The 24491-nt window shown below is 74.7% G+C and carries 21 protein-coding genes; 7 read left to right on the forward strand and 14 right to left on the reverse strand.

All coding sequences use genetic code 11. The annotated features are described in order from the left end of the window. Positions 1–12: 12 nt before the first annotated feature. The 5 genes from ACY0MR_RS11725 to ACY0MR_RS11745 are packed head-to-tail and all read right to left on the reverse strand — an operon-like array spanning position 13 to position 9187. A complete protein-coding gene (locus ACY0MR_RS11725; RefSeq protein WP_473560626.1) occupies positions 13–1575 on the reverse strand; it encodes a nitroreductase family protein in 1563 nt (520 codons plus the stop codon). Beyond that, positions 1572–3521, reverse strand: a complete 1950-nt coding sequence (locus ACY0MR_RS11730) for a TOMM precursor leader peptide-binding protein (protein ID WP_473560628.1) — start codon at positions 3519–3521, stop codon at positions 1572–1574. Before ACY0MR_RS11730 ends, ACY0MR_RS11725 begins: the two co-directional genes overlap by 4 nt. Beyond that, positions 3511–5283 carry a hypothetical protein gene (locus tag ACY0MR_RS11735; RefSeq protein WP_473560629.1) on the reverse strand — a complete coding sequence of 591 codons (1773 nt, stop codon included), beginning with the start codon at positions 5281–5283 and terminating at the stop codon, positions 3511–3513. The genes ACY0MR_RS11730 and ACY0MR_RS11735 overlap by 11 nt, the downstream gene beginning before the upstream one ends. Beyond that, entirely contained in the window at positions 5280–7976 is a 2697-nt protein-coding gene (locus ACY0MR_RS11740) for a lantibiotic dehydratase (protein ID WP_473560631.1), read from the reverse strand. The genes ACY0MR_RS11735 and ACY0MR_RS11740 overlap by 4 nt, the downstream gene beginning before the upstream one ends. Further along, positions 7973–9187, reverse strand: a complete 1215-nt coding sequence (locus ACY0MR_RS11745) for a hypothetical protein (RefSeq protein ID WP_392862332.1) — start codon at positions 9185–9187, stop codon at positions 7973–7975. The genes ACY0MR_RS11740 and ACY0MR_RS11745 overlap by 4 nt, the downstream gene beginning before the upstream one ends. A 234-nt stretch (positions 9188–9421) precedes the next feature. On the opposite strand from ACY0MR_RS11745, the gene ACY0MR_RS11750 reads away from it, so the two are divergent. Continuing rightward, complete coding sequence (locus ACY0MR_RS11750) at positions 9422–9985, forward strand: DUF7010 family protein (RefSeq protein WP_388793649.1); 564 nt, start codon at positions 9422–9424, stop codon at positions 9983–9985. A gap of 240 nt (positions 9986–10225) precedes the next feature. Here the strand turns inward: ACY0MR_RS11750 and ACY0MR_RS11755 are convergent, their stop codons facing one another. The 3 genes from ACY0MR_RS11755 to ACY0MR_RS11765 form a co-directional block, all read right to left on the reverse strand. After that, a complete protein-coding gene (locus tag ACY0MR_RS11755; protein ID WP_015036315.1) occupies positions 10226–10396 on the reverse strand; it encodes a thiazolylpeptide-type bacteriocin in 171 nt (56 codons plus the stop codon). Positions 10397–10432: 36 nt separating this feature from the next. After that, positions 10433–10609, reverse strand: a complete 177-nt coding sequence (locus tag ACY0MR_RS11760; protein ID WP_073912617.1) for a thiazolylpeptide-type bacteriocin — start codon at positions 10607–10609, stop codon at positions 10433–10435. Positions 10610–10751: 142 nt separating this feature from the next. After that, the gene (locus tag ACY0MR_RS11765; protein WP_473560634.1) at positions 10752–12290 is read right to left on the reverse strand and encodes a SagB/ThcOx family dehydrogenase; all 1539 of its coding nucleotides are present in this window, start codon (positions 12288–12290) and stop codon (positions 10752–10754) included. A 377-nt stretch (positions 12291–12667) separates the two neighbouring features. Here ACY0MR_RS11765 and ACY0MR_RS11770 point away from each other — a divergent pair, with 377 nt between their 5' ends. The 4 genes from ACY0MR_RS11770 to ACY0MR_RS11785 are packed head-to-tail and all read left to right on the forward strand — an operon-like array spanning position 12668 to position 17928. Further along, positions 12668–14128, forward strand: a complete 1461-nt coding sequence (locus ACY0MR_RS11770) for a multicopper oxidase family protein (protein WP_361857682.1) — start codon at positions 12668–12670, stop codon at positions 14126–14128. A gap of 44 nt (positions 14129–14172) precedes the next feature. Next, complete coding sequence (locus tag ACY0MR_RS11775) at positions 14173–15855, forward strand: class I adenylate-forming enzyme family protein (protein WP_473560635.1); 1683 nt, start codon at positions 14173–14175, stop codon at positions 15853–15855. After that, positions 15852–16841 carry a 2-amino-3,7-dideoxy-D-threo-hept-6-ulosonate synthase gene (locus ACY0MR_RS11780; protein WP_361857688.1) on the forward strand — a complete coding sequence of 330 codons (990 nt, stop codon included), beginning with the start codon at positions 15852–15854 and terminating at the stop codon, positions 16839–16841. The genes ACY0MR_RS11775 and ACY0MR_RS11780 overlap by 4 nt, the downstream gene beginning before the upstream one ends. Continuing rightward, positions 16813–17928, forward strand: coding sequence for a 3-dehydroquinate synthase II family protein (locus ACY0MR_RS11785; protein WP_015036309.1), 1116 nt, complete (start codon positions 16813–16815; stop codon positions 17926–17928). Before ACY0MR_RS11780 ends, ACY0MR_RS11785 begins: the two co-directional genes overlap by 29 nt. Positions 17929–18023: 95 nt before the next feature. Here the strand turns inward: ACY0MR_RS11785 and ACY0MR_RS11790 are convergent, their stop codons facing one another. Next, positions 18024–18629, reverse strand: coding sequence for a response regulator transcription factor (locus ACY0MR_RS11790; protein ID WP_361857691.1), 606 nt, complete (start codon positions 18627–18629; stop codon positions 18024–18026). 52 nt (positions 18630–18681) lie between these two features. Beyond that, entirely contained in the window at positions 18682–19209 is a 528-nt protein-coding gene (locus tag ACY0MR_RS11795) for a hypothetical protein (RefSeq protein WP_388793641.1), read from the reverse strand. Positions 19210–19359: 150 nt separating this feature from the next. Between ACY0MR_RS11795 and ACY0MR_RS11800 the strand changes: the two genes are divergently transcribed. Continuing rightward, entirely contained in the window at positions 19360–20343 is a 984-nt protein-coding gene (locus ACY0MR_RS11800; RefSeq protein WP_388793639.1) for a helix-turn-helix transcriptional regulator, read from the forward strand. A 43-nt stretch (positions 20344–20386) separates the two neighbouring features. On the opposite strand, the gene ACY0MR_RS11805 is transcribed toward ACY0MR_RS11800, so the two are convergent. Both ACY0MR_RS11805 and ACY0MR_RS11810 read right to left on the reverse strand, forming a co-directional pair. After that, positions 20387–20647: a hypothetical protein gene (locus tag ACY0MR_RS11805; protein ID WP_361857698.1), complete on the reverse strand. Its 261-nt coding sequence runs from the start codon at positions 20645–20647 to the stop codon at positions 20387–20389. Between the two features lie 712 nt (positions 20648–21359). Next, positions 21360–21575: an EF-hand domain-containing protein gene (locus ACY0MR_RS11810; RefSeq protein ID WP_030320427.1), complete on the reverse strand. Its 216-nt coding sequence runs from the start codon at positions 21573–21575 to the stop codon at positions 21360–21362. A 74-nt stretch (positions 21576–21649) separates the two neighbouring features. Here ACY0MR_RS11810 and ACY0MR_RS11815 point away from each other — a divergent pair, with 74 nt between their 5' ends. Continuing rightward, positions 21650–22288 (forward strand): GNAT family N-acetyltransferase, encoded by a 639-nt coding sequence (locus tag ACY0MR_RS11815; protein WP_388793637.1) that lies wholly within the window; start codon positions 21650–21652, stop codon positions 22286–22288. Positions 22289–22341: 53 nt separating this feature from the next. Here the strand turns inward: ACY0MR_RS11815 and ACY0MR_RS11820 are convergent, their stop codons facing one another. Continuing rightward, complete coding sequence (locus tag ACY0MR_RS11820) at positions 22342–23562, reverse strand: YncE family protein (RefSeq protein ID WP_388793635.1); 1221 nt, start codon at positions 23560–23562, stop codon at positions 22342–22344. Continuing rightward, positions 23562–24326: a polysaccharide deacetylase family protein gene (locus ACY0MR_RS11825; protein WP_404085374.1), complete on the reverse strand. Its 765-nt coding sequence runs from the start codon at positions 24324–24326 to the stop codon at positions 23562–23564. The genes ACY0MR_RS11820 and ACY0MR_RS11825 overlap by 1 nt, the downstream gene beginning before the upstream one ends. Between the last annotated feature and the right edge of the window lie 165 nt (positions 24327–24491).

The following is a 24491-nucleotide window of genomic DNA, read 5'->3' on the forward strand; positions in this document are numbered from 1 at the left end:
GGGGACGCTCCTTCAGAGTCTGAGGTCGAGCAGCGCGCCGCCGGTGTCCTGCGGTACTCCCACGACCACGGACAGGACGATCATCTCGTCGGGTGCGAGGCCGAGGACGCGCTGGGTGGGAATCTCCTTGAAGGCCCGCACGGGGCGGGCGAAGAGGCCGGAGGCGGCGGCGGACAGGCAGAGTCCGTGCGCGGCCCAGCCGGCGGCGTGCTGGACGGCGCCCCAGCCGGCGGTCCCGAGGCGCGCGAAGAGCTCCCGGGTCCGTACCGACAGGAACACGGTCAGGGGGGCGTGGCGGATGGCGCAGCCGTTGACGGGCGAGACGCCGTAGCCGTACTGCTCCTCCAGCCGCTCGGGTGCGGCCGGGTCGGCGCGCAGGAGGTGCGCGGCGCCGTCCCGGAGCCGGTGGACTCCGTCGGTCCGCCCGTCGACGCCCTGGACGACGGCGGTGGCGGTCAGCATCGCGAAGGCCGCGGCGAGTTCGGTGCCGGGCGGCGGTACGGAGAGCCAGCGGGCGGCGCTGTCGAGTGCCTCGGCCGGCACGTCGGCGCGGCGTCCGCTCATGCCGTGCAGGGCCCTCGGCATGCGTCCGGAGTGGCGCCGCCACAGCAGCTCGGCCCAGTCCGGCGCGGCCGCCGACGGGCCGAGGCCGTCCGGGACGGCGGTGGTGAGCGGGGCGGGGGCGGGGGCGTAGGTCTGTTCCCGGTTGACGCGGATCAGCGCGTCGAGGGCGGGGTCGGTGCGGGCGAGGTGGGCCGGCGGTCCGGGGGCGGGGGCCGTGCCGCCGGGCGGCGCTCCCCCGCCGTCGAGTTCCACGACGAAGGGCAGGGACCAGGCCCAGGCGTCGTCGAGGCCGAGCGCGGGGAGCAGCGCGTGGGCGTCCGGGCCGGGGAGCCGGAGCCTGGCCGGCACGTCGAAGAGTTCGAGGCCCAGGCTCAACGCCCTGAGCACGAAGCCGAGTTCGATCGCGATGAGGGAGCCTCGGAACCACTGGTAGGCGGGCGGCACGCTCGTGTACCGGCCGGTGAGGACGATGTTGCCCGCGGGGGCCTCCCGGGTGCCGGTGAGGGCGTGCCGGTCCGGTTCGAGGAGGCGCCACGGCATGCCCGCGCCCCCGTCCACGAAGGCGTGGACGGGGAACAGGCAGCGCGGCGAGGCGTACGGCCGGTGGTCGTTGTAGGGGTTCTCGGGCTCTCTCCGCTGGGGCCCGAAGGCGGTGACGAGGGCGCGGCCGAGCCGGTCCCCGACCGGTTCGGCCGCGCCCGGTCCCCGTGCGGCTCCGGGTCGCGGCCCGGGGTACGGCAGCGCCGCGAGCCGCTCGTGGGTGCCGAGCGGCAGGGACTCGCGCGGGCCGCCCCCGCGCGGCGGCGGGGGCGGTACGTGCGTGTCGGGCGGTGGTTGCGGGACCCAGGTCCACGGGGGTGCCTCGGGTGCGTCGTCGCCCGCCCCGTAGGCGTACCAGAGGGGTTCGCGGGCGATGCTGTTGTCGCCCTCGGGTCCCGGCAGGTCGACGGGGCCGCGGCGGGGCGGCGCCTCCGCGCCGGCGGCCGCGCGGGGGGCCGTCGGGGCGGTCACGGGAACGGGTGGGGGTCGAGGGGGATCGCCCGGTGCTCCTGCCCGGTGCCGCGCAGGGCGGCGGTGAGCCGGGGCAGTCCGGCCAGCCGCTGCTGGGCGTGGCCGAAGCACATCGGGACGATGCCGGGGACGACCGCGCGGGCCACGTGGATGCCGGCGTCGGCGTGTTCGCGGCTGGTCTGGTCGACGAGGACGATCCGGTCGAGCCCGGCCTCGGCGAACAGTCCGCGGACGAAGTCCAGGGCGCCCCGCACGTCCCCGCCGGAGCCCCGCGCCATGCGGCCCGGCCAGTCGGGGAAGGCCTCGTCGAGCGTGACCCGGGGTCCGCCGAGCGCGGCGGTGGCGCGGGCGGCGGTCTCGGGCAGCGAGGAGAAGCGGACGTGGTCCTCCAGCTCCTGGACCAGCCAGGGGTCCTCGACCATCGGTTCGACGGTCTCGCGGGTCCAGTCGACCGGGTTGGTGACGAGCTGGGCGACCTCGCGCAGGGCGCCCCGGATCGCGGACTGCGGGTCGGCGCCGGAGCCGGCCGAGGAGAAGGTGGCGGGGAAGGGGTTGAGGCGGTTGACCGCGAGCACCCAGACGACCGGCAGGCCGATGTCCCGGGTGGCGACGAGGAGGTGCACGTCGAAGCCGCGGGACTCCATCAGCTCGATCATGGCGCGGCTGGTGGGGTCGGTGAGGGAGGAGTTCGGGATGGCCGGCAGGGGCGCGGCGCGGTGCCAGGAGAGCAGGAAGGCGTCCCGCTCCGCGAGCTCGAACAGCGAGTGCAGGGCGGCCTCTTCGAGGTTGGCGCCGACGGCGCAGCCGCTGGACGACTCGTAGAAGTAGTGCTTGCGGCCGGGTGTGCCGGCGGCGCGGGCGGCCCGGCGGTCGCGGCGGTGGTTGTACTCGTACTGGTAGAAGGCGTGGTCGGCGGGGACGAGCAGGGGTCGGCCGTCGTCGAGGTCGTGGCCCCACACCCAGTCCATCGGGGTGTCCGCGTCGAACGGCGTGGCCCGGCTGGTCGGGTGGGCGAGCTGCTCGGGCGTGTACCGCCCGAGCCCCGCCGGGTCGACGGCGTGGTCCGCGACCTCGGTGTAGGAGCGGTGGGTGAGGACCGGGATGTCGTACGGGAAGCCCGCGAGCCGCTCGTACGCCTCCAGGATCGCCACGGGTCCGGTCTCGGCGAAGGTCCGGGCGCGGCCGTGGCCCATCGCCGGGGCGTCCGGCACGACGGCCATGCTCATCGCGAAGGGGGCGCGGGACTCGCGCAGCAGCGCGCGGACGGGACCGAAGCGGTCGTCGACCAGGCGGTCCTGGAGCACGCCGCGCTCGACGAGCCGGCTCGCGGCGGTGCGGGTGCAGTCGTCCGGGAAGGCCGGCCGGTCGGTCGGGGTGAGCGGCGCCGGGGTCCGCGTGCCGTCGAGGCGTTCGTACGCCGGTCCGCAGAGCGGGCAGTGGAAGCTGCGGGCGATCCGGTGCCGGCGCAGGCCGCGCGGCGAGACGGAGAAGAGTTCGCCGGGCCCGAGCGGCCGCCTCGCCAGGTGCTCCAGGGTCGCCCGGAGCAGTTCGGGGAGGAGCGGCGCGCCCGGCCCGGGGGCCGCGGTCGCGTGGCGCAGGTCGCCGGCGAGCGGGTGGTCGGGGACGGTGCGGTCGCGGACCTCGGCGCAGCCGGCGCAGCCGGCGTCGGTGCCCGGCCGCCAGAGCGGTCCCACCAGGACCTCGTCGGCGAGGACACGGACCGAGAGGTGGGGCCGGCCGGTGGCGGCGGCCTCGTCGAACCGCGCCCGCTCCCAGTCGAGGTGCCAGCCGCGGTCGACCGCGACGGTGCCCTCGGGGAGGAGGCCGGCGAGGGCGTCGAGCGCGGGGCGCCACGCCTCGTCTGCCAGATGGTCGGGCGGGGCGTCGAGCCCGGGGCCCCGGGCGAGGGCCGGGGCGGGGACGGGGGTGAGCGTGTCAGTGGGCATCGTGGGCCTCCACGGGGCCGTACCAGAGGGGGAGCTCGCCGAGCACGGGGTCGTGGCGGTGGGCCTCGCCCCGGTAGGCGGTGCCGGTGCGGGCGGCCAGCTGGGCGCGGAGGGCGTCCAGGACGGCGCGGTCGGCGAGGAGCAGGGCGTCGGTGGAGAGCGGGTCGACGGTGCCGGGGGCGTCCGCGGTCTGGACGTGGGCGAGGGCGGTGCACAGGGCGTTCCGGGCGGCCTCGGCCGTGTCGGCGCCCCAGGCCCGGCCGAGCGCGGTGCCGTCGGCGGTCACCTCGGCGAGCCGCCAGTCGAGTCCGGTGACGGCGTGGAGCCGTATCACGGGTTCCGCGGGCAGCAGGGCGCGGAGTGCGGCGAGGATCCGCAGGCCCTCCGCGTCGAGACCCCCGCACGCCACGCCGCCCGCGGCCGCGGCGGGAGCGCCCGCCGGGAGGGCCGCGGGCGGCACGTGCGGGGTGTCGGTCTTCGCCGGAAGGGGCGCCGTCTCCTCGGCGAGCAGGCGCAGTGCGCCGTCGAGGAGCCAGTGTTCCCTCGTGAGCCCTGCCGCCGGGGTGGGATCCCCGGGGATGCGGGCGGGCGGGCCTGCCGCCGGGGTGGGATCCCCGGGGATGAGGGCCCGCAGGGCCTGCAGGACGGCCGCCGCGGTGGCGGTCTCCTGGTGGGCGGCCCAGGCGAGGACCGTGGTCGTGGGGCCGCCGGTGCGGAGTTCGGCGGCGCGCAGGGCGAGCGGCATCTGGGGCAGGTCGGCGCCCTCGGCGAGGGCGAGCGGCCCGGTCCAGCGGGCGGTGAGCGGGGTCGCCGTCTCGCGTGCCTCGTCCGGTTCGGGGCGGGCGTCGGCGGGGGCGGAGCCGAGGGTGTACGGACCCTCGGGGAGGGAGCCCGGCCGGCCGGTCGCGGCCGCCTGGTGGGCTCCCCCGACGGTGACCCGGTCGGAGACCAGGTCCGTCCCGTGCACGACGTGGGCCTCGCCCGGGTCGGCGGTGCCGGTGAGGACGTCGACGAGGAGCTGTGCCCCGAGGGCGCCGGCGAGCGCGTCCGCCACGGGGCGGGGCGCGGGTGCGGTGGACTCGGCGTCGGCCCAGGCGCGGGCCCGGGTGTGGAACGCGTCGCGGACGGTCCGGTCCGAGGGGTCGGTGAGGGCGGGGCCGACGAGGGTGACGCCGGTGCCGCCGAGGCGTACGGGGACGACGAGGGGCGCGTCGGCGGACGGTGCCGGGCCTCCGTCGTCCTCGCGGATGTCGAGGACCGCGTCCGGGACGGCGGGTGCCTTCTCCGTCCCGGTGAGGACGGTGCCGACCCCGGCCCGGCGCAGGCCGCGGACGGCCGGTCCGGTGGCGGTGGGCGGGCCGGTGACCAGGACGGTCGCGGCGCGCAGCCGGGCGAAGGCCCCGTACGGGTCGTCGAGCAGTCCTTCGAGGCGGGCGAGCGCCTCGGCGTGCCGTGCCCGGACGTCGGCGGGCGGTTCGGACGCGGTGTGCGCGGCCGGGTCGAGGAGCAGTCCGTTCTCGCGGAGCTTGTCGACGAGGAGGCGGACGGCGGGGCGGGCGCGCTCGGTGCCGATCTCGGCGACGAGCGCGTCCTCGTCGGTGCCGCCCTCCAGGAGCGGGACGCAGCCCTGGGCGACGGCGTGCAGGACCTCGGAGCCGCGCAGGACGAACCGGGCGCGGACGCCGCTGAAGTAGACGCCGCCGGGGACGGGCGCGTAGTGCAGGTCGGGGCGCGTCCTGAGCGCCTTCGCGGGCGTGGTCATCGCTCCTCCGCCTCGGTCGTCGGGTGGTAGGTGAAGCGGCCGCCGGCCGTACGGCCGACCTCGACGACCCACTCGGTGGCGTGGGTGCCGTCGACGACGCCGGGCAGCGCCTCCTCCAGGTAGCTGCCGCCGGTGTCGGCGCCGCGGCGCTCCAGCATCCGGGGCAGGACGCGGGCGCCGAGCGCGCTGCTCAGGTCCACGTACTGGGGCTTCTGCTGGAGGCGCTTGGACTGGATGTCGGGGGCTCCGACGGAGAGCGGGCCCTCGTCCTCGGGGACGGTCTTGACGACGACCTCCTCGGGGACGCCGTGCCTGGCGCGCCAGGCGTTGAGGGCGAGCAGCCGCTCGTGCTCCTCGGGGCCGGCGGCCAGGGCGGTGGCCAGTTCCTCTCCGCCGTACCAGCGGCGGCGGCCGATGAGGACGTCGCCGACGGCCATCCGGGGCGCGACGCGGGTGGCGGTGCGGTCCCAGGGGGTGGCGGCGTGCCAGCTGTTGGGGAGGGCGTTGAAGAGGCGGCCGCTGATGGCGAGGCCGGAGGCGACGGAGAGCGGCGGCGGGAACAGGCCGGGGTGGCCGGTGCCGAGCGGGAGGACCCGCAGCGGGGCGCCGTCGGCGTCCTCGACGCGCAGGGAGTCGGTCTCGGGGTCGTGGGCGAGCCGCAGTCCGAACCAGTCGTCGGGGGTGAGGCCGCCGGGCAGGATCGGGGTGTGTGCGTTGACGTTGAGGCGGTGCAGGCCCAGGTCCTCGGTGACCCGGGCGCCGTCGTAGCCGTACACCCGGCGTACGTGGTCGGCGAGGCGGGGCAGGGCGCGGCCGCCGAGGCGGCGGTCGGCCTCCAGGAAGCGGGCGTAGAGCATGCCGTGGCCCGGCAGGCCGTCGTTGAGGACGAGGTGGCCGTCGCCGCGCTGGAGCAGGATGCCGTAGATCAGCGGGTCGCGGCGGAAGCGCTCCGGGAGGTCGCCGGTGAGGCCCGCGACCTGCTCCGGGCTGATGCGGAGGGTGTCGTCGCCGCGCTCGACGGCCTCTCCGATGAGGGCGTGGAGCGATGCGGTGACCTCGCGGCGCAGTTCGTAGATGCGCTCCAGTGAGCCGTCGGCGGGGCCGATGCCCTTGAGGGCGGTCGGGTCGCCGGGGCCGTCGGGGCCGTACACGGCGGCCATGGCGGCGGCGCGGCGGGAGACCTCGCCGACGACGAAGGGGGCGTGGGCGGCGAGGGGGACGTTGGCCCCGGGGCCGAAGCGCTCGACGAACGCGGCGGTCATGAGGACGCGGACGTCGTGCAGCCAGTCGAAGACGGTGAGGAGCTCGACGGCGGGGCCGAGGTCCTTCAGGGACTCCTTCCAGGGTTCCGTGGCCACCCTGAGCGGCGGCATCACGTAGTCCTCCTCGACCGTGACGTGGGCGGGGCGGCCGGCGGCGTGGCTGAGTTCGCCGAGGGCTCCGCGCAGCTCGGCCAGGGCGTCGCCGCGTCCGGCGGCGGGTGCGGCGGTGAAGGCCGGCAGGCCCGCCTTGACGCGGTCGGTGAGCAGCTTCGTCACGGGGCGGGGGTCGTCGGGGGTGAGCAGGACGTCGTAGTCGGTGGAGCCGTCCTCGGCCTCGTGGAAGGTGCAGAGGAGGCCCTGGGCGACGGCGCCGCGGACCTTCTGGTCGGCGTCCGCGGCGGCGATGCCGGAGCGTTCGGCGACGTGGGCGACGACGGAGGCGAAGGGGCGGGGGCCCATGGAGACCGCGTCGAGGAGGTCTCCGGCGGGTCCGTCGAGGGCGACGGCGGCCCGGCGCATCCCCTCGGGCGAGGGCTTCAGGAAGAAGAGCTTGCCGGCCGCCGGGTCGGGGGCGGAGGTCGGCGGGAGGCCGATCCACAGGTCCTCGACGGCCCGGTCGGCGGGGTCGGGCAGGCCGCCGAGCACGTAGTTGAGCATCACGCGGTCGAGGCCGGGGAAGGCGGTCGCGCCGCCGAAGCCCGCCTCGTCGGGGCCGGGCGCGGCCGGGTCGGGCTCGGCGATGCCGACGGCCGTGAAGCGGGCGAGGGGGCTCGTGCGGACCATGGCGCGGGTGACGTACTGGATGAGTCCGCGCTCGGACTTGCGACTCTTGGCGGGGACCTTGCCGGGGGCCCGGACGGCGGCGCGGTAGCGCTCGGCCTCCTGGTGGACCTCGGGGGCGACGAGGGCGAGCGAGCGCAGCAGGTCGGCGTCGCCGAGGAGTTCGGCGAGGACCCCGCGCTCGCGTTCGGCCGCGTCGGGGTAGCCGTCGACCAGTTCGGCGCGGATCCGGTCGCGTTCCCGGCGGGCTTCGAGCCAGGCGCCGATCACGGGGCCGGCCTCGTCCGGGGTCGCCTTCGGGGCCTTGCCGCTGTTCACGGCGCGGCGCAGGGCGATGAGCGCCCGCCGGTCCGCGTCGTCGGTCGCGGCGCCGATCCGTTCGTACAGCTCGTCGGACGCGGCGGCCGCGGCCTCGGCGAGGGTCTGCTCGGCGGCGGTGAGGAGGACGAGCTGCCGGCGCAGTCCGGCGTCGGCGAGCCGGGCCCGGCGCAGCGGGTTGACCCGGAGGAACCAGAGCGGCTCGGGTACCGGCGCCGACCGCGCGGGCGCGGAGGTCGGGGCGGTCGTCGGGGCGGGTGCCGGTGCGGTCGCCGGCTCGGGCGGCACGGCCCCGCGCGGGTCCGTCGGGCTGCCGATCACGGGGGCGGTCATCGAAGGGCTCCCTCGGGGGCGGTGCCCGGAGCGGCGCTCGGGGCGGGGGCGGCGGAACTCGTGCTCCCGGCGCGGGGGTGCGCGGCGATGCGCTCGCGCCAGGAGACGCCGAGGACCTCGTCGACCGTCTCGGCGACGGCGAAGCAGGTGTAGTAGCGCTGCATCGGGGAGACGGTGAGCAGCGGCAGCTGCTCGTAGAAGAGGTTGGTGAGGAGGCGGAAGGAGGCGAACCACGGGGACGGGGCCGAGGTCACGCCGGCCTCGCCGACGGTCCGGTGGAAGTCGCTGTCGGGCTGCTCGCCCTGCGGGACGACGGTGGTGGCTCCGGGCGGGCCCATCTCCGAGCGGTCGAGTCCGGCGGTGGCGCCGTCGAGGAGGTCCAGGGTGAGGGTTCCGGCGGCGACGGCGCTCTCCAGCGCGCCGGCGCCGTAGGCGAGTCCGGTGCGCCAGGCGGCGGCGGTCGCGGTGACCTCGCCGCTGAGCCGCTGCTCGACGACCCGGCGGAGCACGGGCGCGTCCTGGGCGAGGCGCTGCTGGAAGACGGGGCGGACGTCCTTGGTCGGCGCGGCCCAGGCGAGGAAGGCCTCGACGTGGGAGCGGGGGGAGAAGACGCCGTAGCCGAGGCCGAGGGTGTGGGTGTCGGCGAGGGCGACGAAGGCCTCGGCGAGCCGGAGCGTGCCGGAGCCGGTCTCGCCGGCGAGGTCGTCGATCGTCCGCAGGAGTGCGGGCGTCAGGGCTCCGTGCACGACGGTGCGGAAGCGGTCGAGGCGCGGGTCGCGGGTGACGGCTCCGCCCTGGCCGGCGCGCTCGATCCGCTCGACGGCGCCGTGCTCGCGCAGCGGCAGGTAGGGGGGCTGGACGGCCTCCAGGCGGCCGAACTCGCGGGCCTGGTCGAGGTAGGTCTCCTCGGTGAGGGCCCGGGGCGGGTCGAGCGGGCCGGCGTCCAGGGCGCGGGCGACGCCCTCCCAGTCGGGGCCGCCGCCCGGGGCGCCGGCGGCGTCCCGGGCGAGGATGTCGACGTGCGGCCCGTGCAGCCACCCGCGGCGCAGCTGGACGGCGGGAGCGCCCGCCTCGTTCAGCGCGCGGGCGACCGGTACGACGTACCGGGCGAGCCAGGCCGGTGTGACCGGCATCCGTGTGTGCAGCCGCACGCCCGTCAGGCCGTCGGAATCCGGCTTCACGGCAGTGCGCTCCAGCGCATCAACCCCCATGCTTTCGCACCTTCCGAGAATTCGAGAACAACGTCCTGGGCTTTCTTCAACTTCCGGCCGCAATCATGTGCCGGGGAATTGCGCGGGAAAAGAGGAAAGGGGCTCGGGCTGACATCTGTCACCCATTCCGTGACGCTCGGGCCACGGCTCGGTTCGCGTCGCCCCCGCGGCGGCCTGGCTGAAAACAGACAACGCGGTCGGATCATCGAGGAGTGTGGTTGTAGGGTCCGCGCCATGACTACGGAAACCACCGACGCCGAGTGCCTCGCACTCACGCGCAATCTGCGCCGCCGCGGGGCGATCGTCCTCGCCGTCTTCGCCCTCGTATGGGCCTTCGCGGGCGGTTCGGGAATAGCGGCGGTGCCCGTGTCCGTCGCGGTCGGGGTGGTCGCGGCCGCCGTGACCGCCGGCGCGGTGGTGCTCGCCTTCCGGGGCACCGCGGGTCCGGTCACCCGCCTCGTCCGCCTCCCGGAGAAGTGGAACCGGGGAGTCGGGCTGGTCAACGTGGCCGAGCTGGTGGCGATCTTCGCGGTCATCGCCGCGTCGAACGCCTCGGGCCACCCGGAGTTCATCCCGGTCGGGATCTGCCTGGTCGTGGGCCTGCACTTCTTCCCGCTCGCGCGCCTCTTCGACCAGGGTCAGTACACGTGGACCGCGGTCTTCCTGACGGCGGTCGCGCTGGTGGGGTTCGTCGTCCTGGCGGCCGGCACCACCGCGGAGACGATCCGCACCGTGGTGGGTCTGGGTGCGGCGGTCGTGCTCTGGGCCTCGTCCTTCCACGTGGCCCTGCGCGGCTGACGGGGTCCTGCGCGGCCGAAAGAGCCTGGGGACGCACGGCCGAAAGAGCCTGGGGACGCACGGCCGAAAGGGCCTGGGGACGCACGGCCGAAAGGGCCTGAGGGCTGACGGCCGAAAGGGCCCCGAGGGCTGACGGCCCGCACCCCCGGAAACACCGCGACGCACGCGAGGATGCGCCACCCGGCCGGAGCCGGGCGGTCGCATCCTTCGTGCGTCGTGCGTTCAGCCTCGGTTACCCGGTCAGCAGGCCGAGCAGGTCGAGGAGGACGACGACGAGGTGCCGATCGAGCCGCTGGAGGCACCCATCTCCGGGAGGGCCACGCCCTGGGCGACCTCGAGGGTCTCCAGCTCCGCGACGTCGAAGTTGTCGAAGGCCGCGTCGTCGCCGTTCTTGATGTCGTCGATGCTCATGGTGTGTTTCCTTTCAGCGTTTCGGTTGGGGGGTTTTCAGCAGGCGGAGCAGGTGGAGGAGCTGGAGGACGAGGTGCCGATCGAGCCGCTGGAGGCACCCATCTCCGGGAGGGCCACGCCCTGGGCGACCTCGAGGGTCTCCAGCTCGTCGACGTCGAAGTTCTCGAACGCCTTGTCCGCGTCCTGGCCCTGCTTGATGTCGTCGATGCTCATTCTGAATTCCTTTCCGAATTCTTCTCGGCAACCGTTCGGCTGCAACACCAATAATGCTGACCCGCCCTGCCCCGCACCAGACCTTCCGAGTTCCGCCTGACGTTTATCACGCCCGGAATAACCGGCGTCATGCCGGTAGGGCTCAGGCGTTCTCGGGAAGGGACCACTCGGGGTTGTTGAGCATCCGCCACCCGTCACCCGGCTCACCTGCGACGGAGTCGTCCGGGCGCCGGCTGCCGAGCAGGAAGTCGCCCACCGAGGACTCCTGGAGGTAGTCCAGGCCGAGCACCCGCGCGGACATGTCGGCGTCGCCGTTGCCCAGGGCGCAGGGGGCCAGCCCGAGGGCCGTCGCGACCAGGTACATCGTCTGGTAGAGCACCCCGGTGTGGCGGAGCGTGGTCGCGTAGGCGATGGCCCGGTACTTCCACGACATGCGCTGGAAGCGGGCCGTGACGGTGACGAGGACGTCGGGACGCGCCTCCATGCCGGTGGCCCGGGAGGCCACGTGGAAGAGCGACTCGCGGTCGGCCTCCTCCTCGTTGCGCAGGACGAGCCGGTGGCCGACGGGGTCGTAGTAGTAGATGCCGGGGGCCAGGCCCGCGCAGCGCCGCACGGTGACGTACAGCTCCAGCTCGTAGCCCTGGCCGCCGCTGGGGTAGGGGCGGGAGACGACCTCGTCGCGCTCGCTGCCCGGTTCCGGCGTGTAGTGGGCGCGGACGCGGGCGACGCGGTAGAGGAACGCGCCGAGCTGGCGGGCGGTCATCTCCTCGTCGCCGTAGCCGCGGATGGACCGCCGGGTCTCGATCGCGGTGGTGAGGGACGGGTCGTGCGCGGCGATCTCCTCCCGGGTCGGCCGGTGGAGGGGGACGGAGGGGCCCTCGGGGACGGGGCGCACGGCCGGCCGGGGCTCGATGGCCCCGCGGTGCGGGTAGACGGCGCCGAAGACGTCGTCGTACCGGCCGGAGCGGATGCGCGAGTGGAAGAGGAGGTCGTGGAAGTCCCACTGGCGCAGCACGGGTTCGCCGTCGGAGGCGAAGACCCCGTCCTCGTCGGCGAGTTCGGCGAAACCGGCGCCCACGAGGTGGCCGAGGACGTCGGTGGTGCCGGCCTCGTCGAGTCCGGCGTCCGCGCCGAGCCGGGCGGGGGTGCCGGGCTCGCCCAGCGCGGCGGCCAGTGTCCGGGCCGCCGGGTCGGTGAGCACCGCCCGCAGCTTGACGAGCGGCGACTCCAGGACGAGGGCGCCGTCCCGGGTGCGGCAGAAGGCGAAGCGGGAGAGGCGCACGGTGGCGCCGGCGGGGACGCGGACCGGCTCGTACGCCGCGTCACGCGCCACCGGTTCCAGGCGGAGCAGTTCGCGGCGGCCGCCGCGGGAGAGGACGGCGTGGGCGACCAGGTGCCGGGCGCGGTCGAGGACCCGGTCGAACCGGACGCGCTCGGCGGGGCGGAGCCCCTCGTACAACTCCTCTGCGGGCAGGGGTCCTTCGGCGAGCCGCTCCAGGGCGGTCCGGACGCCGTCCCGGATCGGGCGGAGGGCGAGGGAGGTGGCGGGTCCGGCGAGGGTCGCGACGTCGCCGTCGCCGGCGGCGAAGAGGACGCGGACGCCGCCGGTGAACGCCGGTACGGCGCGGGCGGGTTCGAGGGGGAGGGGGCCGGTGTCCGAGGGGGTCTGCGTGGTCTGCACGGTGCCTCCGTGGGCGCGAGGATGACGGTCCGGCGCCGGGGCCGTGCGGGCCCCGGGGGCCGGCGGACGGAAGGGGCGCCGTACGCAGGGCAGACGCCGGGCACCACTCTCGCGCGGGGAGCCCGCGCCCGATCCGCGGCCGCCGGATCCGGTGACATTTCCCGGCGGGGGCGTGACGGACCGCATTTCGCGCCGTGACTCCCGTCATCCCGGAGTGCCGGATTCCCGTACCGACCGGCGGATATGACCGAGGTCATCGATCGCGTGACACATGCAAGAACCGGGGCGCCCGCGCTCGGAGTTCCGGCGATTCGCGCCCATGCTCGGAGAACGAATTCACCACCGTTCCCGGAAAACCGTCACGTTAGGAATCCGCTGTGTTCTCTCGCCGCAACGCGATACGACTCGGACTCACGGCCGGTGCCGTCGGCGCTGTCGGCGCGGCCGGCGGGGTGTTCCAGAGCCTCACCTCCGGTACGCAGGCGGTGGCCGCCGAGCCGCCCGCCGGCCCGCCCGCGGTCACCCCGTTCACCGTGCCGCTGCCGCGCCCCCGGGTCCTCGCCCCGTACCGGCGGACCCGGTCGGCCGACTACTACGCGGTCACCATGCGCCGGGCGCGCGTCGGGATCCTGCCCGGGCTGCGGACCGAGGTCCTGACGTACAACGGCACGTTCCCCGGCCCCACGATCCGGGCCCGCAGCGGGCGCACGACGGTCGTGAAGCAGATCAACGCGCTGTCCGCGCCGACCTCGGTCCACCTGCACGGCGGCAACAACCCGCAGGACCAGGACGGCGGGATGATGGACCTGATCCAGCCGGGCCGTTCGAAGACGTACGTGTACGCCAACCGCCAGGTGGGCGCCACGCTGTGGACGCACGACCACGCGCACCACACGGAGTCCGAGCACGTCTACCGGGGCCTGTCCGGGCTCTACCTCCTCGGCGACGAGGCCGAGGACGCGCTCGGACTGCCCTCGGGGCCGTACGAGGTGCCGCTGATCCTCCGGGACGCGCACTTCGACGCGGCGGGGCAGATGGTCTACACGATGGACGACGCCCTCAACCGCACGACCCTCCTGGTCAACGGGGCACCGTGGCCGTACATGAAGGTCAAGGCGCGCAAGTACCGCTTCCGGATGGTCAACTCCTGCAACCTGCGGATCTTCGTGATGGCGCTGTCCGACGGCAGCCCGATCATCCACGTCGGCTCGGACGGCGGCCTCCTGCCGGCACCCGCGCCCTCGCCGGTGGTCGTCCTCTCCCCCGGCGAGCGGGCCGACTTCGTCATCGACTTCTCCCGGTACGCCCCGGGCACCCAGGTCACCCTGGCGAACATGCTGGGCCCCGGGCCGACCGAGCTCGTCGGGCAGGTCATGCGCTTCGACGTCGAGGAGAAGGTGCCCGACACCAGCCGGGTGCCGGACGTCCTCACCACCCTGCCGCCGCTGCCCGCGCCGACCGTGGAGCGGAGCTTCGAACTGCGGATGGACGAGCCGGGCACCGGCCACCTCGCCTACATCAACGAGAAGACCTTCGACCACGACCGGATCGACACCGAGATCGCCTGGGGGTCCACCGAGGTGTGGACGGTCAAGAACACCAGCACGACCGTCCCGCACAACTTCCACACCCACCTGGTGCAGTTCCGGATCCTCGAAAGGGACGGAATGCCGGTCTATCCGGCGGAGGCCGGCCTCAAGGACACCGTGCTCCTCTTCCCGGGGCAGACCGCGAAACTCCAGTTGACCTTCGACACCCACCGCGGCGTCTTTCCCTACCACTGCCACATGATCGACCACAGCGCCATGGGAATGATGGCGCAGATGCGCATCTCCTGACTTCTTCCGCACCACCGAACTCCTCGTTCCGGAAAGGAGGAACCATGTACGTACGCCGCATTCTCGACGCCCTCGGAAAGGACCCGGGGCGCGTGGTGATCCACCGCGCCGACGAGGCCGTCACCGCCGGCCGGCTCGCCGGCTCGGTGCGGGCCACCACGGCCCTGCTGCACTCCCGCGGCGTCCGCCCCGGTGACACCGTCGCCGTGCTGACCGGCCCCAACCGGCCGCTGATGCTCGGCGCCCGGTACGCCGTCCATCTCCTGGGCGCCACTTCCGTGTACGTGCGGTCGATGAACCCGCGGACCGACACGGAGACCTTCTCGGTCTCCACCCAGGCCCGACTCCTGGAGGACCTGCGGGTGTCGGTGCTGCTCGTCGACGACGAGAGCGCCGAGCGCGGCGACTGGCTCACCCGCCGCGTCCCGGCCGTGACCGCGCTGACCGTCCCCTGGGGGACGGCGGCCGGATCCGCCGAGGCGCTGCCGGCCCGGCTGCCCGAGCCGCGCCCGGAGGACCTCGCGACCGTCGAGTTCACCAGCGGGAGCACCGGACGGCCGAAGATGGTCGCCCAGCGGTACGACACGCGTGAGGAGCTCGTCAGCCGCCTCGCCCATGGCCTCGATCCCCGGGGACCCGCGACGCTGCTGTCCGTCACGCCGATCAGCCACACGACCGCGCCGATGGCCGACGCGGTGCTCGCGAGCGGCGGACGGGTCGTGCTGCACGACGAGTTCGACGCGGGCGACGTCCTGGACGCCTTCGAGCGGCACGGGGTCACCGACGTGTACCTCGCCGTCCCGCACCTCTACCGGCTCCTGGACCATCCGGCCGCCCCGCGGACCGACCTGTCGTCCCTGCGCCGCATCACCTACAGCGGCACCCCGGCCGCGCCGACGCGGGTGGCGCGGGCCGTCGAGCTCTTCGGCGACGTGCTCATCCAGGTGTACGGGACGACGGAGGCGGGCGGCATCAGCAGCCTCAACCCGCTGGACCACCGGGAGCCCGAGCTGCTCGGCTCGGCGGGCCGCCCCTTCCCCTGGGTGCGGGTCGAGATCCGCGGTCCGGGCGGCGGCCCCCAGGTGGAGCGGGGGGTGTCGGGCGAGATCTGGATCAGCTCGCCGACGGTCACGGCCGGCTACCTCGGCGACGAGGAGCGCACCGGGACGGTCTTCCGCGACGGCTGGCTGTGCACCGGGGACCTGGGGCACTGGGACCGGTACGGCTACCTCCGGCTCGACGGCCGGGTGGGCGACGTGATCAAGCACGGCGGGCTCAAGCTGGACCCGGCGGCCATCGAGGAGGCGCTGATGCGCCATCCGCAGGTGCGTCAGGCGACGGTGTTCGGGGTGCGGGACCGCGACTGGGTGGAGCAGGTGCACGCGGCCGTGGAGCTGTACTCGGGGGCCGGGCACACCTCCTGCGACCTGCGGGGCTACGTGGCCGCGGCGCTGACCCCGGAGCACACTCCGGTACGCGTCTCGGTCTGGCCGCGGCTGCCCCTCACCCCCTCGGGCAAGCCGGACCGCGCCTACCTCCGCTCCGTCTCGCCGCCGGACCCCGTCGCGTCGGGCGCCCTCGGCACCGCCGCGGGCGGACCGCGCGGCGGCGGGCCGGCCCTCAGCTCCCCGCGCGGAGCCACCGCGCGGGACGACCCCGTCCGCGTGAGCGGCGCGGGTCACCAGCCCGATCACGCCTCCTCGCGAACCAGAAAGGGCGTTCCATGACCGGTTTCGGCCACTTCGCCCGGTCGCTGCGGCTTCGGCGGCTCTACCGCCACAGCACGGCCGGCCTGATGATCACCCCTCTCGACCATTCGATCCACGACGGTCCCGTGGTGCCCAAGGGCACGACGCTGGACCAGCTCGCCGCCCGGATCGCGGCCGGCGGCGCCGACGCCGTCGTCGTCCACAAGGGCAGCGTCCGGCACATCAGCCCGGAGCGGTTCGCCGCGATGTCGCTGATCATCCACCTCAACGCGAGCACCAGCCAGGCGCTCGACCCCAACGCCAAGTACGTCGTCGCCGGCGTCGAGGAGGCCCTGCGCCTCGGCGCGGACGCGGTCAGCGTCCACGTCAACCTCGGCTCCGACGACGAGCGGGAGCAGATCGGCGACCTCGGACGGATCGCCGACGCCTGCGACCGCTGGAACCTGCCGCTGCTCGCGATGGTGTACCCCCGCGGGCCGCGGATCAGCGACCCCCGGGACCCCGCGGTCGTGGCGCACGCCGTGACGATCGCCGCGGACCTGGGCGCGGACCTGGTCAAGACCGTCTTCCTCGGATCCACCGCGGAGATGCTCGACCTGACCGCGGCCTGCCCGGTGCCGGTGCTCGTGGCCGGCGGACCCGCCCTGGAGAAGGAGGAGGACGTCCTGGCGTACGTCCGGGACGCCATCGCCGGAGGGGCGGGCGGGGTGGCCATGGGCCGCAACATCTTCCAGGCCAAGGACCCGCGGGCGCTGGCGGCGAAGGTCGCCAGGATCGTGCACCACTTCCCCGAACAGCACTTCACCACCGGCCCGTTCAGCGAGGCGGGCGACCGGGAGCGGCTTCACAGCGAACGCCTCACCCCCGACCACCTCGACGGCACACCGCTCGACGACCCGCACCACGACGACACCCACCACGACGGCCCGTCGCTCGACGGCACGTCTCTCGACCATCTGACAGGAGGTCCGCATCATGACGGACGCCAAACTGTGCTGGCTTGACATCCGTGAGGCCGGCGCCGCCACCGCCGCCGTCCTCGAGGAGGCCGTGCACCAGAAGATCGACGGCATCGTCGCCGCCGACCCGGCCGTGTTCGCCGGCCTGCCGCCCACGGTCCGCAAGGTCCTGCTCTTCGAGGACGGCGCCGCCACCGTGCCCGCCGACCTCGGCGAGGCCGACGTCGTGATCGTCCCCGGCCCGCGGGACGCCCGGGCCGAGCTCGAAGCGGCCCACCCGGACGTGCAGTTCGGCCGGTACGTGGAGATCGTCGACGCCGACACGCTGGAGGACGCCTGCCTGGCGGCCCGGCTGGAGGCGTGGAGCGTCCTCGACTTCCGCGACCCGACGAAGATCCCGCTGGAGATCGTCATCGCGGCCGCCTCGGGCGCGCCCGGCTCCATCGTGACGACGGCCGCCGACACCGAGGAGGCCGAGATCCTGTACGGCGTCCTGGAGCACGGCTCGGACGGGGTCCTGATGCGGGGCCGCACGGTCGGCGACGCGACGGCCCTGCGGACCGCGGCGACCGCGCACGGCGGGGAGATCTCCCTGGTCGAGCTGGAGGTCACGGCGACCACGCACATCGGCATGGGCGAGCGTGCCTGCGTCGACACCACGACCCACTTCCGCAAGGACGAGGGCATCCTGGTGGGCTCCCACTCCAAGGGCATGGTCCTGTGCGTCAGCGAGACCCACCCGCTGCCGTACATGCCGACCCGCCCGTTCCGGGTGAACGCGGGCGCCCTGCACTCGTACACCGTGGGGCAGAACGGCCGCACCCACTACCTGAGCGAGCTGCACGCCGGCAGCTCCGTCCTGGCGGTCGACGTCGACGGCCGCACCCGGCCGGTCAGCGTCGGCCGGGTGAAGATCGAGACCCGTCCGCTCATCTCCATCGACGCGGTCGCGCCGAGCGGGCAGACGGTCAACCTGATCCTCCAGGACGACTGGCACGTCCGGGTCCTCGGCCCCGGCGCCTCGGTGCTCAACAGCACCGAACTCAAGCCGGGCGACCGCATCCTGGGTCACCTGCCGACGGCCGACCGTCATGTCGGCTACCCGATCAACGAGTTCTGCCTGGAGAAGTAGGAGCGCACGGAGCGCCCTGCTCCACCTTGTCGTGAAGCCCCGCCCCGGCACGCCTCGTGCCGGGGCCGGCGCGCGTCCGGGCCCCGCCGCCGCCCTCACAGCAGCCCGCATTCGGCCGCGATGCGCGCCGCGTCGAACCGGTTGCGCCCGCCCAGCTTCTTGATCGCCGCCGAGGTGAGGTTCCGTACCGTCCCCGCCGCGAGGTAGAGCTCGCCCGCGATCTCCTTGACGGTCGCCCCGCCGGCGGTCAGCCGCAGCACGTCCGTCTCCCGGACGCTGAGCACCGTCTCCCCCGCCGCCGGCGTCCGCAGCAGTCCCGGGTCGACGGTGAGGCAGCCTCCCGCGACCCCCACGAGGGTGGTGATCAGCTGCGGCAGCCGGGCCGTCTTGGGGACGACGCCGAGGGCGCCGGCCGCCACCGCCCGGTCCACCACGGACGGCGTGGCCGAGCCGACCATCAGCGCCACGCCGCAGGCCGGGTGGTGCGAGCGCACCTGGGTGGCGGCGTGCAGCGCCTTGCCCCCCATGGTGCTCTCGCCGAGCAGGAGCACCGTGGGCCGGTGCCGCTGGACGGCCGGGAGCACCGCCTCGAAGGTCGTGGCGAGTCCCACGACGTCCAGGCCGTTGGTGCCGTTCAGGGTCTCGGCGAAGGCTTCCAGGACCAGTTGGTGGTCACCTGCCACGACGACGCGAATGGACATGATTCTCCCCCGTGGTGACTTCTGTGGCGGCGGCCCTCGCGGACCGCCGGTCTCAGCGGCTGGTCGCCCGTGCCGCGTCGGCGGCCAGGCTGTCGACGACGGAGCGGAGCCAGGTGCGGTCCCCGGCCGTCGTCGTCTCCGGTCCGGCCGCGGCGGCCGGAGTGCGCTCGATGTACCGGGCGCCGGGCGGCAGGGCGGCCGCGAGGGCGGCCGACACGGCGCGGAAGGCGTCCGTCAGTTCACCGGGGGCGTCCGGCGCCGGCAGGACGACGACCGCGGCGTTCACCGGCGCCGCGTCGGCGGCGATCTGCGCGGGCAGCCGGCCGGCCTCGGCGGGATCGCGGACGTCGATCCGGTACGGCAGGGCGAGCAGCCCCGCGTCGCTGAGCGCCTTGCAGAGGAAGGCGGCGTTGGTGGCGGCGTCGTCGCCGCGGTCGGGATGGCCGGCGCCGACGACGGCGACGACCGCTCCGGCGGCGCTCAGCCGGGTCGCGAGCTCCCGGCCGACACCCGTGGTGGCGTCGACGACGAGGACGACGAGACCGTCGAGCCGCGGCGGGGAGGAACCGGTCTGGAGCACGTGACGTCCCTTTCGAGGAGATCGTCGAACAGGTAGCGTGATGATCTGGTGAATGGGGTGGACCGGGGCGCTCGGGCGCATGGGGCACCGGCCCCGGTTCGGAACTCCGCCCCGATCGACCCCGGGGCGGTACGACCGTTGGGGGACACCGTGGACGAGGTCTCGTCGCTCGACCAACACACGCTGGGCGTGTACCGCGCGATCCTGTTCCACAAGGAGCACGATCCCGAGCGTCTGGCGAAACTGCTGAGCTGTACGACCGAGCAGGTCGCGGAGGCGCTCGACCTGCTGACAAGGCTCTCCCTGCTGGCCCCGTCCCGGGACACCCCGGGCCGGATGCGCGCGGTGAACCCGTCGCTCGGCCTGAAGGTGCTGCTCCAGCGCGAGGAGCGCGAACTCGCCTCGCGGCAGCAGCGGATCGAGCAGAACCGGGCCGCGCTCGCCGCGCTCGCCGCCGAGTACACGGCCTCGGGCCGGTCGGGCGGTCTGGACGGGGCGGAGCACCTCGACAACGTCGACGACATCCGCACCCGGCTGGAGGCCCTGGCCGAGTCCTGTACGCGCGAGTCGCTCGCCTTCCATCCCGGCAAGGCCCTGACGGAGGAGTCCGTCGAGGCCGGCCGGCCCCTGAACGAGCGGGCCATGGAGCGGGGCGTCCGCTTCCGGACCATCTACCTGGACAGCGTCGCCGGCGACCGGGTCACCCGGGCGCACGCCCAGTGGATGGCGGAGCGGAGCAGCGAGATCCGCACCTCGCCGACGCTTCCGATGCGGCTGCTCATCGTGGACACGACGGCGGCGGTGGTGGCCGGGCTGCCGGGCCAGGCCCAGCCGTCCGCGCTGCTCTTCAGCAGCCAGCCGGTGGTCATGGCCATGCGCGCCCTGTTCGAGGCCTACTGGGAGCACGCCTCGCCGCTGAACGGGCCGGGGGACGCCCTGCCCGGCGGGCTCACCCCGCAGGAGCGCAAGCTGCTCCAGCTCCTGGCGAGCGGTCTCACCGACGAGGCCGTGGCGCGGGCGCTGGGCATCGGCGTGCGGACGGAGCGGCGGATCGTGGCCGACCTGATGGAGCGGCTGGGCGCGTCGAGCCGGTTCGAGGCGGGGGTGCAGGCGACCCGCCGGGAGTGGATCTGAAGCGGGGCGGCGGCCGTGGCGGCGGTCATGGTGTTCATGGTGGTCAGTCCCGGGGGGCGATGGGCCAGACGAAGTCGTCCGGGAGGTCGATGACGCAGGGCATGCCGGGCAGCGTCGGGACGCACGGGAGGTCGGGCATCTGCGGGTGCGGCGGGGTCGGCCAGACGAAGTCGTCGCCGCGCTGGGCGACGGTGTGCGGGGCGGCGGGGGCGGCCTCGGCCGGGGAGGCCAGCACCAGTCCGCCGAGGACGGCGGCGGCGACGGCGGCGAGGACACTGCTTGCGCGGCGGGAGCGACAGGACATGTGGGTCTCCGTTCCGGTTGCGGATGCGGTACGAGTGCGGCGTACGTGCGTGTCTGGAGGTCCTTGGCGGCCGGTGGCTTTTCGGCCTCCCCGGCTGCACACCTAGAGGTAATCACCGGGGGCCCCCGGCTGTCCGCTTCCGGACAGGCCAGGAAGCTGCCTGGCAATGAGCTGCCTCACGACCTGCGCGGGAGTACGGGGCGAAGCCCTGGGCGGACCCTCGTCTTCCGGCCAAAAGGCCAGGTGGGAAGCGCGGCGGAGATCGTTCGCGCGCCGGGCCCGGATCCGGCCACCGGCATGTGATGCAGCGACGTGCCACGGGCACGGGGCGGACGGACGGGCGGCGGGGGCCGCGCGGGGGCGTCCCGGAAGACGTCACGGGAACGCACGGGGAGAGGTCCCGTGCGGATCGGCCGGCGGCCGGCGCCGCGCCGAGCGGCTCGGCGGGAGGGGTGCGGGAGGCGGCCGGGGGCCGCGGGACGCGGGTCGCGATGGTCGCGCGGGGGCTGCCGGCGGGGCGCGGCGGTGGCCGCGGCGGCGGAGCGCGGACGCGGGCGTCCGTGCGCCGAGGAGTGCGCGTCGGTGCGCGTCCGCGTCCGTGCGCGTCCGTGCTCGTCCGCGTCCGTGCGCGTCCGGGAGGTGTCACCGGACGGGCGTCACCGGGCCCCGGACGGGCGGCAACGCGGTGTTGCGGCCCGTCGGGGCGGGTGGGTCAGGCCTTGCTGTAGTGGGCCCAGAACTCGTCCCAGGAGAGGACGCCGTCGCCGTTGTCGTCACGCTGCTTGATGAGCACCTCGGCGACCGACTCGGTGACGTGGAAGTCGCCGTGCTGCGCCATGAGGCTCTTGTACTCCGCGGCCGTGATGAAACCGTCCCCGTCGGCGTCGAACTTGTTGAATGCCGTACGTGCCGAGTCGATGTCCGCCACTGCTTCCGCCCCTTCTTGGTGCTTCTCTGACGGGGGTCAGATTAGCTGGCCCGGCCCTGCCGGATGATGGGGGTATGAGCGACGAGGTGGCACGGATCCTGGCGGCGGCGGCGCGCGGGGCGTTCCCTCCCCCGGACGGGACGACGTCGGTCGTGCCGCAGCCGGGCCCCCGGGACGCGGGGGTGCTCGCCTTCACCGCGCATTCGGTGGTCTTCACGGACGCCGACCCGGAGTGGGTGCGGTCCGCGCTCGCGGCGACGGCGAGCGACCCGCTGGCGGCCAGCATGAACCCGGCCTTCCTGGTGGCGCTGATGGCCCGCACCGGCCGGCACATGAACACGATCGACCTGCTCACCGTCGCCGACGCCCTGCCGGGCCCGCCCCCGCTGGAGCTGCGGGAGATCGCCGACCCGGACCACCCCCGGGTCGCGCGGGCCCTGAAGTTCCGCGACGAGGTCCGGGTGTGGGCGGCGGACGGCGGTCTCGTGGTGCTGGGCCGGGGCGTGGCGGGCCGCTGGGAGGCGGCGGTCGAGGTCGACGAGGACGTACGGCACCGGGGCCTGGGCCGGGCGCTGGCCACCGCGGCCCGGCACCTGACGCCGGACGGCGTGGTGTGGGCCCAGCAGTCCCCGGGCAACGCCCGGAGCGTCCGCGCCTTCCAGGCGGCCGGCTACCGGCCGGTGGCCTCGGAGGCCCTCCTGGTCGCGGGCTGACCGCCCGGCCCGGGCCCGCGAGCCCGGCCTGATCGGCAGGACAGGCCCTAGGCCTAGCGGAAGACCCCCGTGTGGCCGAGCGAGTAGCGCCCCGGCTGCGGGTAGACGGCGAGGCCGTGGGGGCCGCTGCCGACCGGGATGCGGGCCAGTTGCTTGCCGGTCGCGGTGTCGATCGCGTACACCTCGGAGTCGTAGCGGCCGGAGAGCCAGAGGACCTTGCCGTCCGCGGAGACGCCGCCCATGTCGGGGGATCCGCCGTCCGGCAGCCACCACTTCTTCGTCAGCCGGTTCTTCTCGAAGTCGAAGACCGAGACGGAGCCCTCGCCGCGGTTGGGGACGTACATCTCGCGGGAGTCCCGGCTGACGTAGAGCCCGTGGGCGCCCTTGCCGGTGGGCATCAGGGTCGGGGTGGTGAACTTCTCGCCGTCGAGGACCCACATGCCGTGGGCCATCATGTCGGCGATGTAGAAGGTCCTGCCGTCCGGGGAGATCTTCACGTCCTGCGGCATGGCGCCCTGGAAGGGCAGTTTCTGCTGGCCGATCACCTCCATCTTCTCGGTGTCGACCTTCAGGAGTTCGCCGGAGAACTCGCAGGAGACGACGAAGTAGCGGCCGTCGGCGGAGAAGTCGGCGTGGTTGACGCCGTAGCAGCTGACCGGGACGGACTTCCTCCGCTCCATCGTGTGCGGGTCGCGGAAGACGAGTTCGCGGTCGAGGGAGGCCATCACGACGGCGTACCTGCCGTTGGGGGTGAAGTAGAGGTTGTAGGGGTCGTGGACCTCGACGGGCTTGCCGGCGCGGCCGGTGGCCGGGTCGATGGGGGTCAGGGTGTGGCCCCGGTTGTTGTTGACCCAGAGGGTCTTCAGGTCCCAGGAGGGCACGACGTGCTGGGGCTGGTCGCCGACGGGGATGGTCTCGACGACCTGGTAGGTGGCCGGGTCGATGACGGAGACGGTGCGGGAGTTGGTGTTGGGGACGTAGACCCGGGAGGGGAAGTCCTTGACGACCGGGGAGAGCTTGTCGGGCCGGTCGGCGGCGTAGACGTCCTTCGGGTCGAGGAGCGGCGGCATCCCGGGGAGTCCGGCGGGGGCCGCGGGGGGCTTCGGGACGGCGGGCGCGGCCTTCTTCACCGGGGCGGCGCCGCCCGGGTCTCCCCCGCCGCAGCCGGCGAGCGCGGCGAGCAGGGCGGCGGCGAGGAGGACCCGGGTCCGGCGCGCGAGGGGCGGCCGGGTGCGGTGGGGCCGCGCGGGGTGTCTCTGCGGGGGGTGTGCCATCAGGTCAGCAGCTCCGTGGTGGTGACCGCACGCAGTCCGCGGCGGTCGAGTTCGGCGAGGAGGAGGGGCAGCGCGGCGGCGGTGTCCGGGTAGCCGAAGTGCAGGCTGACGACGGATCCGGCACGGACGGATCCGGTGACGTTGCGGACGACGGCGGGGGCGCCGGGCGAGGTGAAGTCGAGGGAGTCGACGTCGTACGAGAGGACGTGGGGGTATCCGGCGCGTCGGGCGGCGTGCAGGACGGCGGGGGCCGCGTGCTGGGTGCGGGAGGGCCGGAACCAGGTGCCGATGGAGCCGGTGAGCCGGCGCAGCCGGGCGGCGCAGGCCTCGATCTCGGCGAGGGCCTCGGTCTCGGTCATGCCGTTGACGTCGATGTGCCGCTGGGTGTGGTTGCCGAGGTCGTGCCCGCCGTCGAGGACGCGGCGGGCGAGGTCGGGGTGCTGGTCGAGCCAGCTGCCGACGGCGAGGACGGTGACGCGGGCGCCGGCCTTCTCGGCCTGGCCGAGGAGGGTGCGGGCGAGGGCGGGGTCGCCCTGGCCGTGGAAGGTGAGCGCGACCCGGGGCCGGTCGCGGGGGCCGTGGACGATCTCGGCCGGCTGTCCGGGAAGGCTGCGGGGGGCGGGGGCCGCGACGGGTGCGGGGGCGGGGCGCCGGGGCGCGGGCCCGGCGGGGCGGGGGTCCGTGCCGCAGGCGGTGGCGAGGGCTCCCGCGAGGGCCGCGGTCGCGCCCGCGCGGAGGACTCCGCGGCGGTCGATCGGCTTCACGCGACCATTTAAGGGTGGTAGAGCCCGGTTCGTAACGATTACGCCAATTCAGGACGTTTACGGTCACCCGACGGGCGTCCAGCATGCGGACGACCCCGAGGAACAACCATCGAACCGCATAGTCATTCACTGTTTGCAAGGTGAGTGCGACACGTCACCAACGAT

The organism is Streptomyces sp. JN8, from assembly GCF_055808075.1.

Coding starts and splice junctions, on each gene's coding strand:
- ACY0MR_RS11805 (WP_361857698.1), bottom strand. CDS start 20,647: ATGTCCTGTCGCTCCCGCCGCGCAAGCAGTGTCCTCGCCGCCGTCGCC.
- ACY0MR_RS11755 (WP_015036315.1), bottom strand. CDS start 10,396: ATGAGCATCGACGACATCAAGAACGGCGACGACGCGGCCTTCGACAAC.
- ACY0MR_RS11820 (WP_388793635.1), bottom strand. CDS start 23,562: ATGGCACACCCCCCGCAGAGACACCCCGCGCGGCCCCACCGCACCCGG.
- ACY0MR_RS11785 (WP_015036309.1), top strand. CDS start 16,813: ATGACGGACGCCAAACTGTGCTGGCTTGACATCCGTGAGGCCGGCGCC.
- ACY0MR_RS11760 (WP_073912617.1), bottom strand. CDS start 10,609: ATGAGCATCGACGACATCAAGCAGGGCCAGGACGCGGACAAGGCGTTC.
- ACY0MR_RS11780 (WP_361857688.1), top strand. CDS start 15,852: ATGACCGGTTTCGGCCACTTCGCCCGGTCGCTGCGGCTTCGGCGGCTC.
- ACY0MR_RS11750 (WP_388793649.1), top strand. CDS start 9,422: ATGACTACGGAAACCACCGACGCCGAGTGCCTCGCACTCACGCGCAAT.
- ACY0MR_RS11740 (WP_473560631.1), bottom strand. CDS start 7,976: ATGACCGCCCCCGTGATCGGCAGCCCGACGGACCCGCGCGGGGCCGTG.
- ACY0MR_RS11790 (WP_361857691.1), bottom strand. CDS start 18,629: ATGTCCATTCGCGTCGTCGTGGCAGGTGACCACCAACTGGTCCTGGAA.
- ACY0MR_RS11745 (WP_392862332.1), bottom strand. CDS start 9,187: ATGGGGGTTGATGCGCTGGAGCGCACTGCCGTGAAGCCGGATTCCGAC.
- ACY0MR_RS11775 (WP_473560635.1), top strand. CDS start 14,173: ATGTACGTACGCCGCATTCTCGACGCCCTCGGAAAGGACCCGGGGCGC.
- ACY0MR_RS11730 (WP_473560628.1), bottom strand. CDS start 3,521: ATGCCCACTGACACGCTCACCCCCGTCCCCGCCCCGGCCCTCGCCCGG.
- ACY0MR_RS11735 (WP_473560629.1), bottom strand. CDS start 5,283: ATGACCACGCCCGCGAAGGCGCTCAGGACGCGCCCCGACCTGCACTAC.
- ACY0MR_RS11815 (WP_388793637.1), top strand. CDS start 21,650: ATGAGCGACGAGGTGGCACGGATCCTGGCGGCGGCGGCGCGCGGGGCG.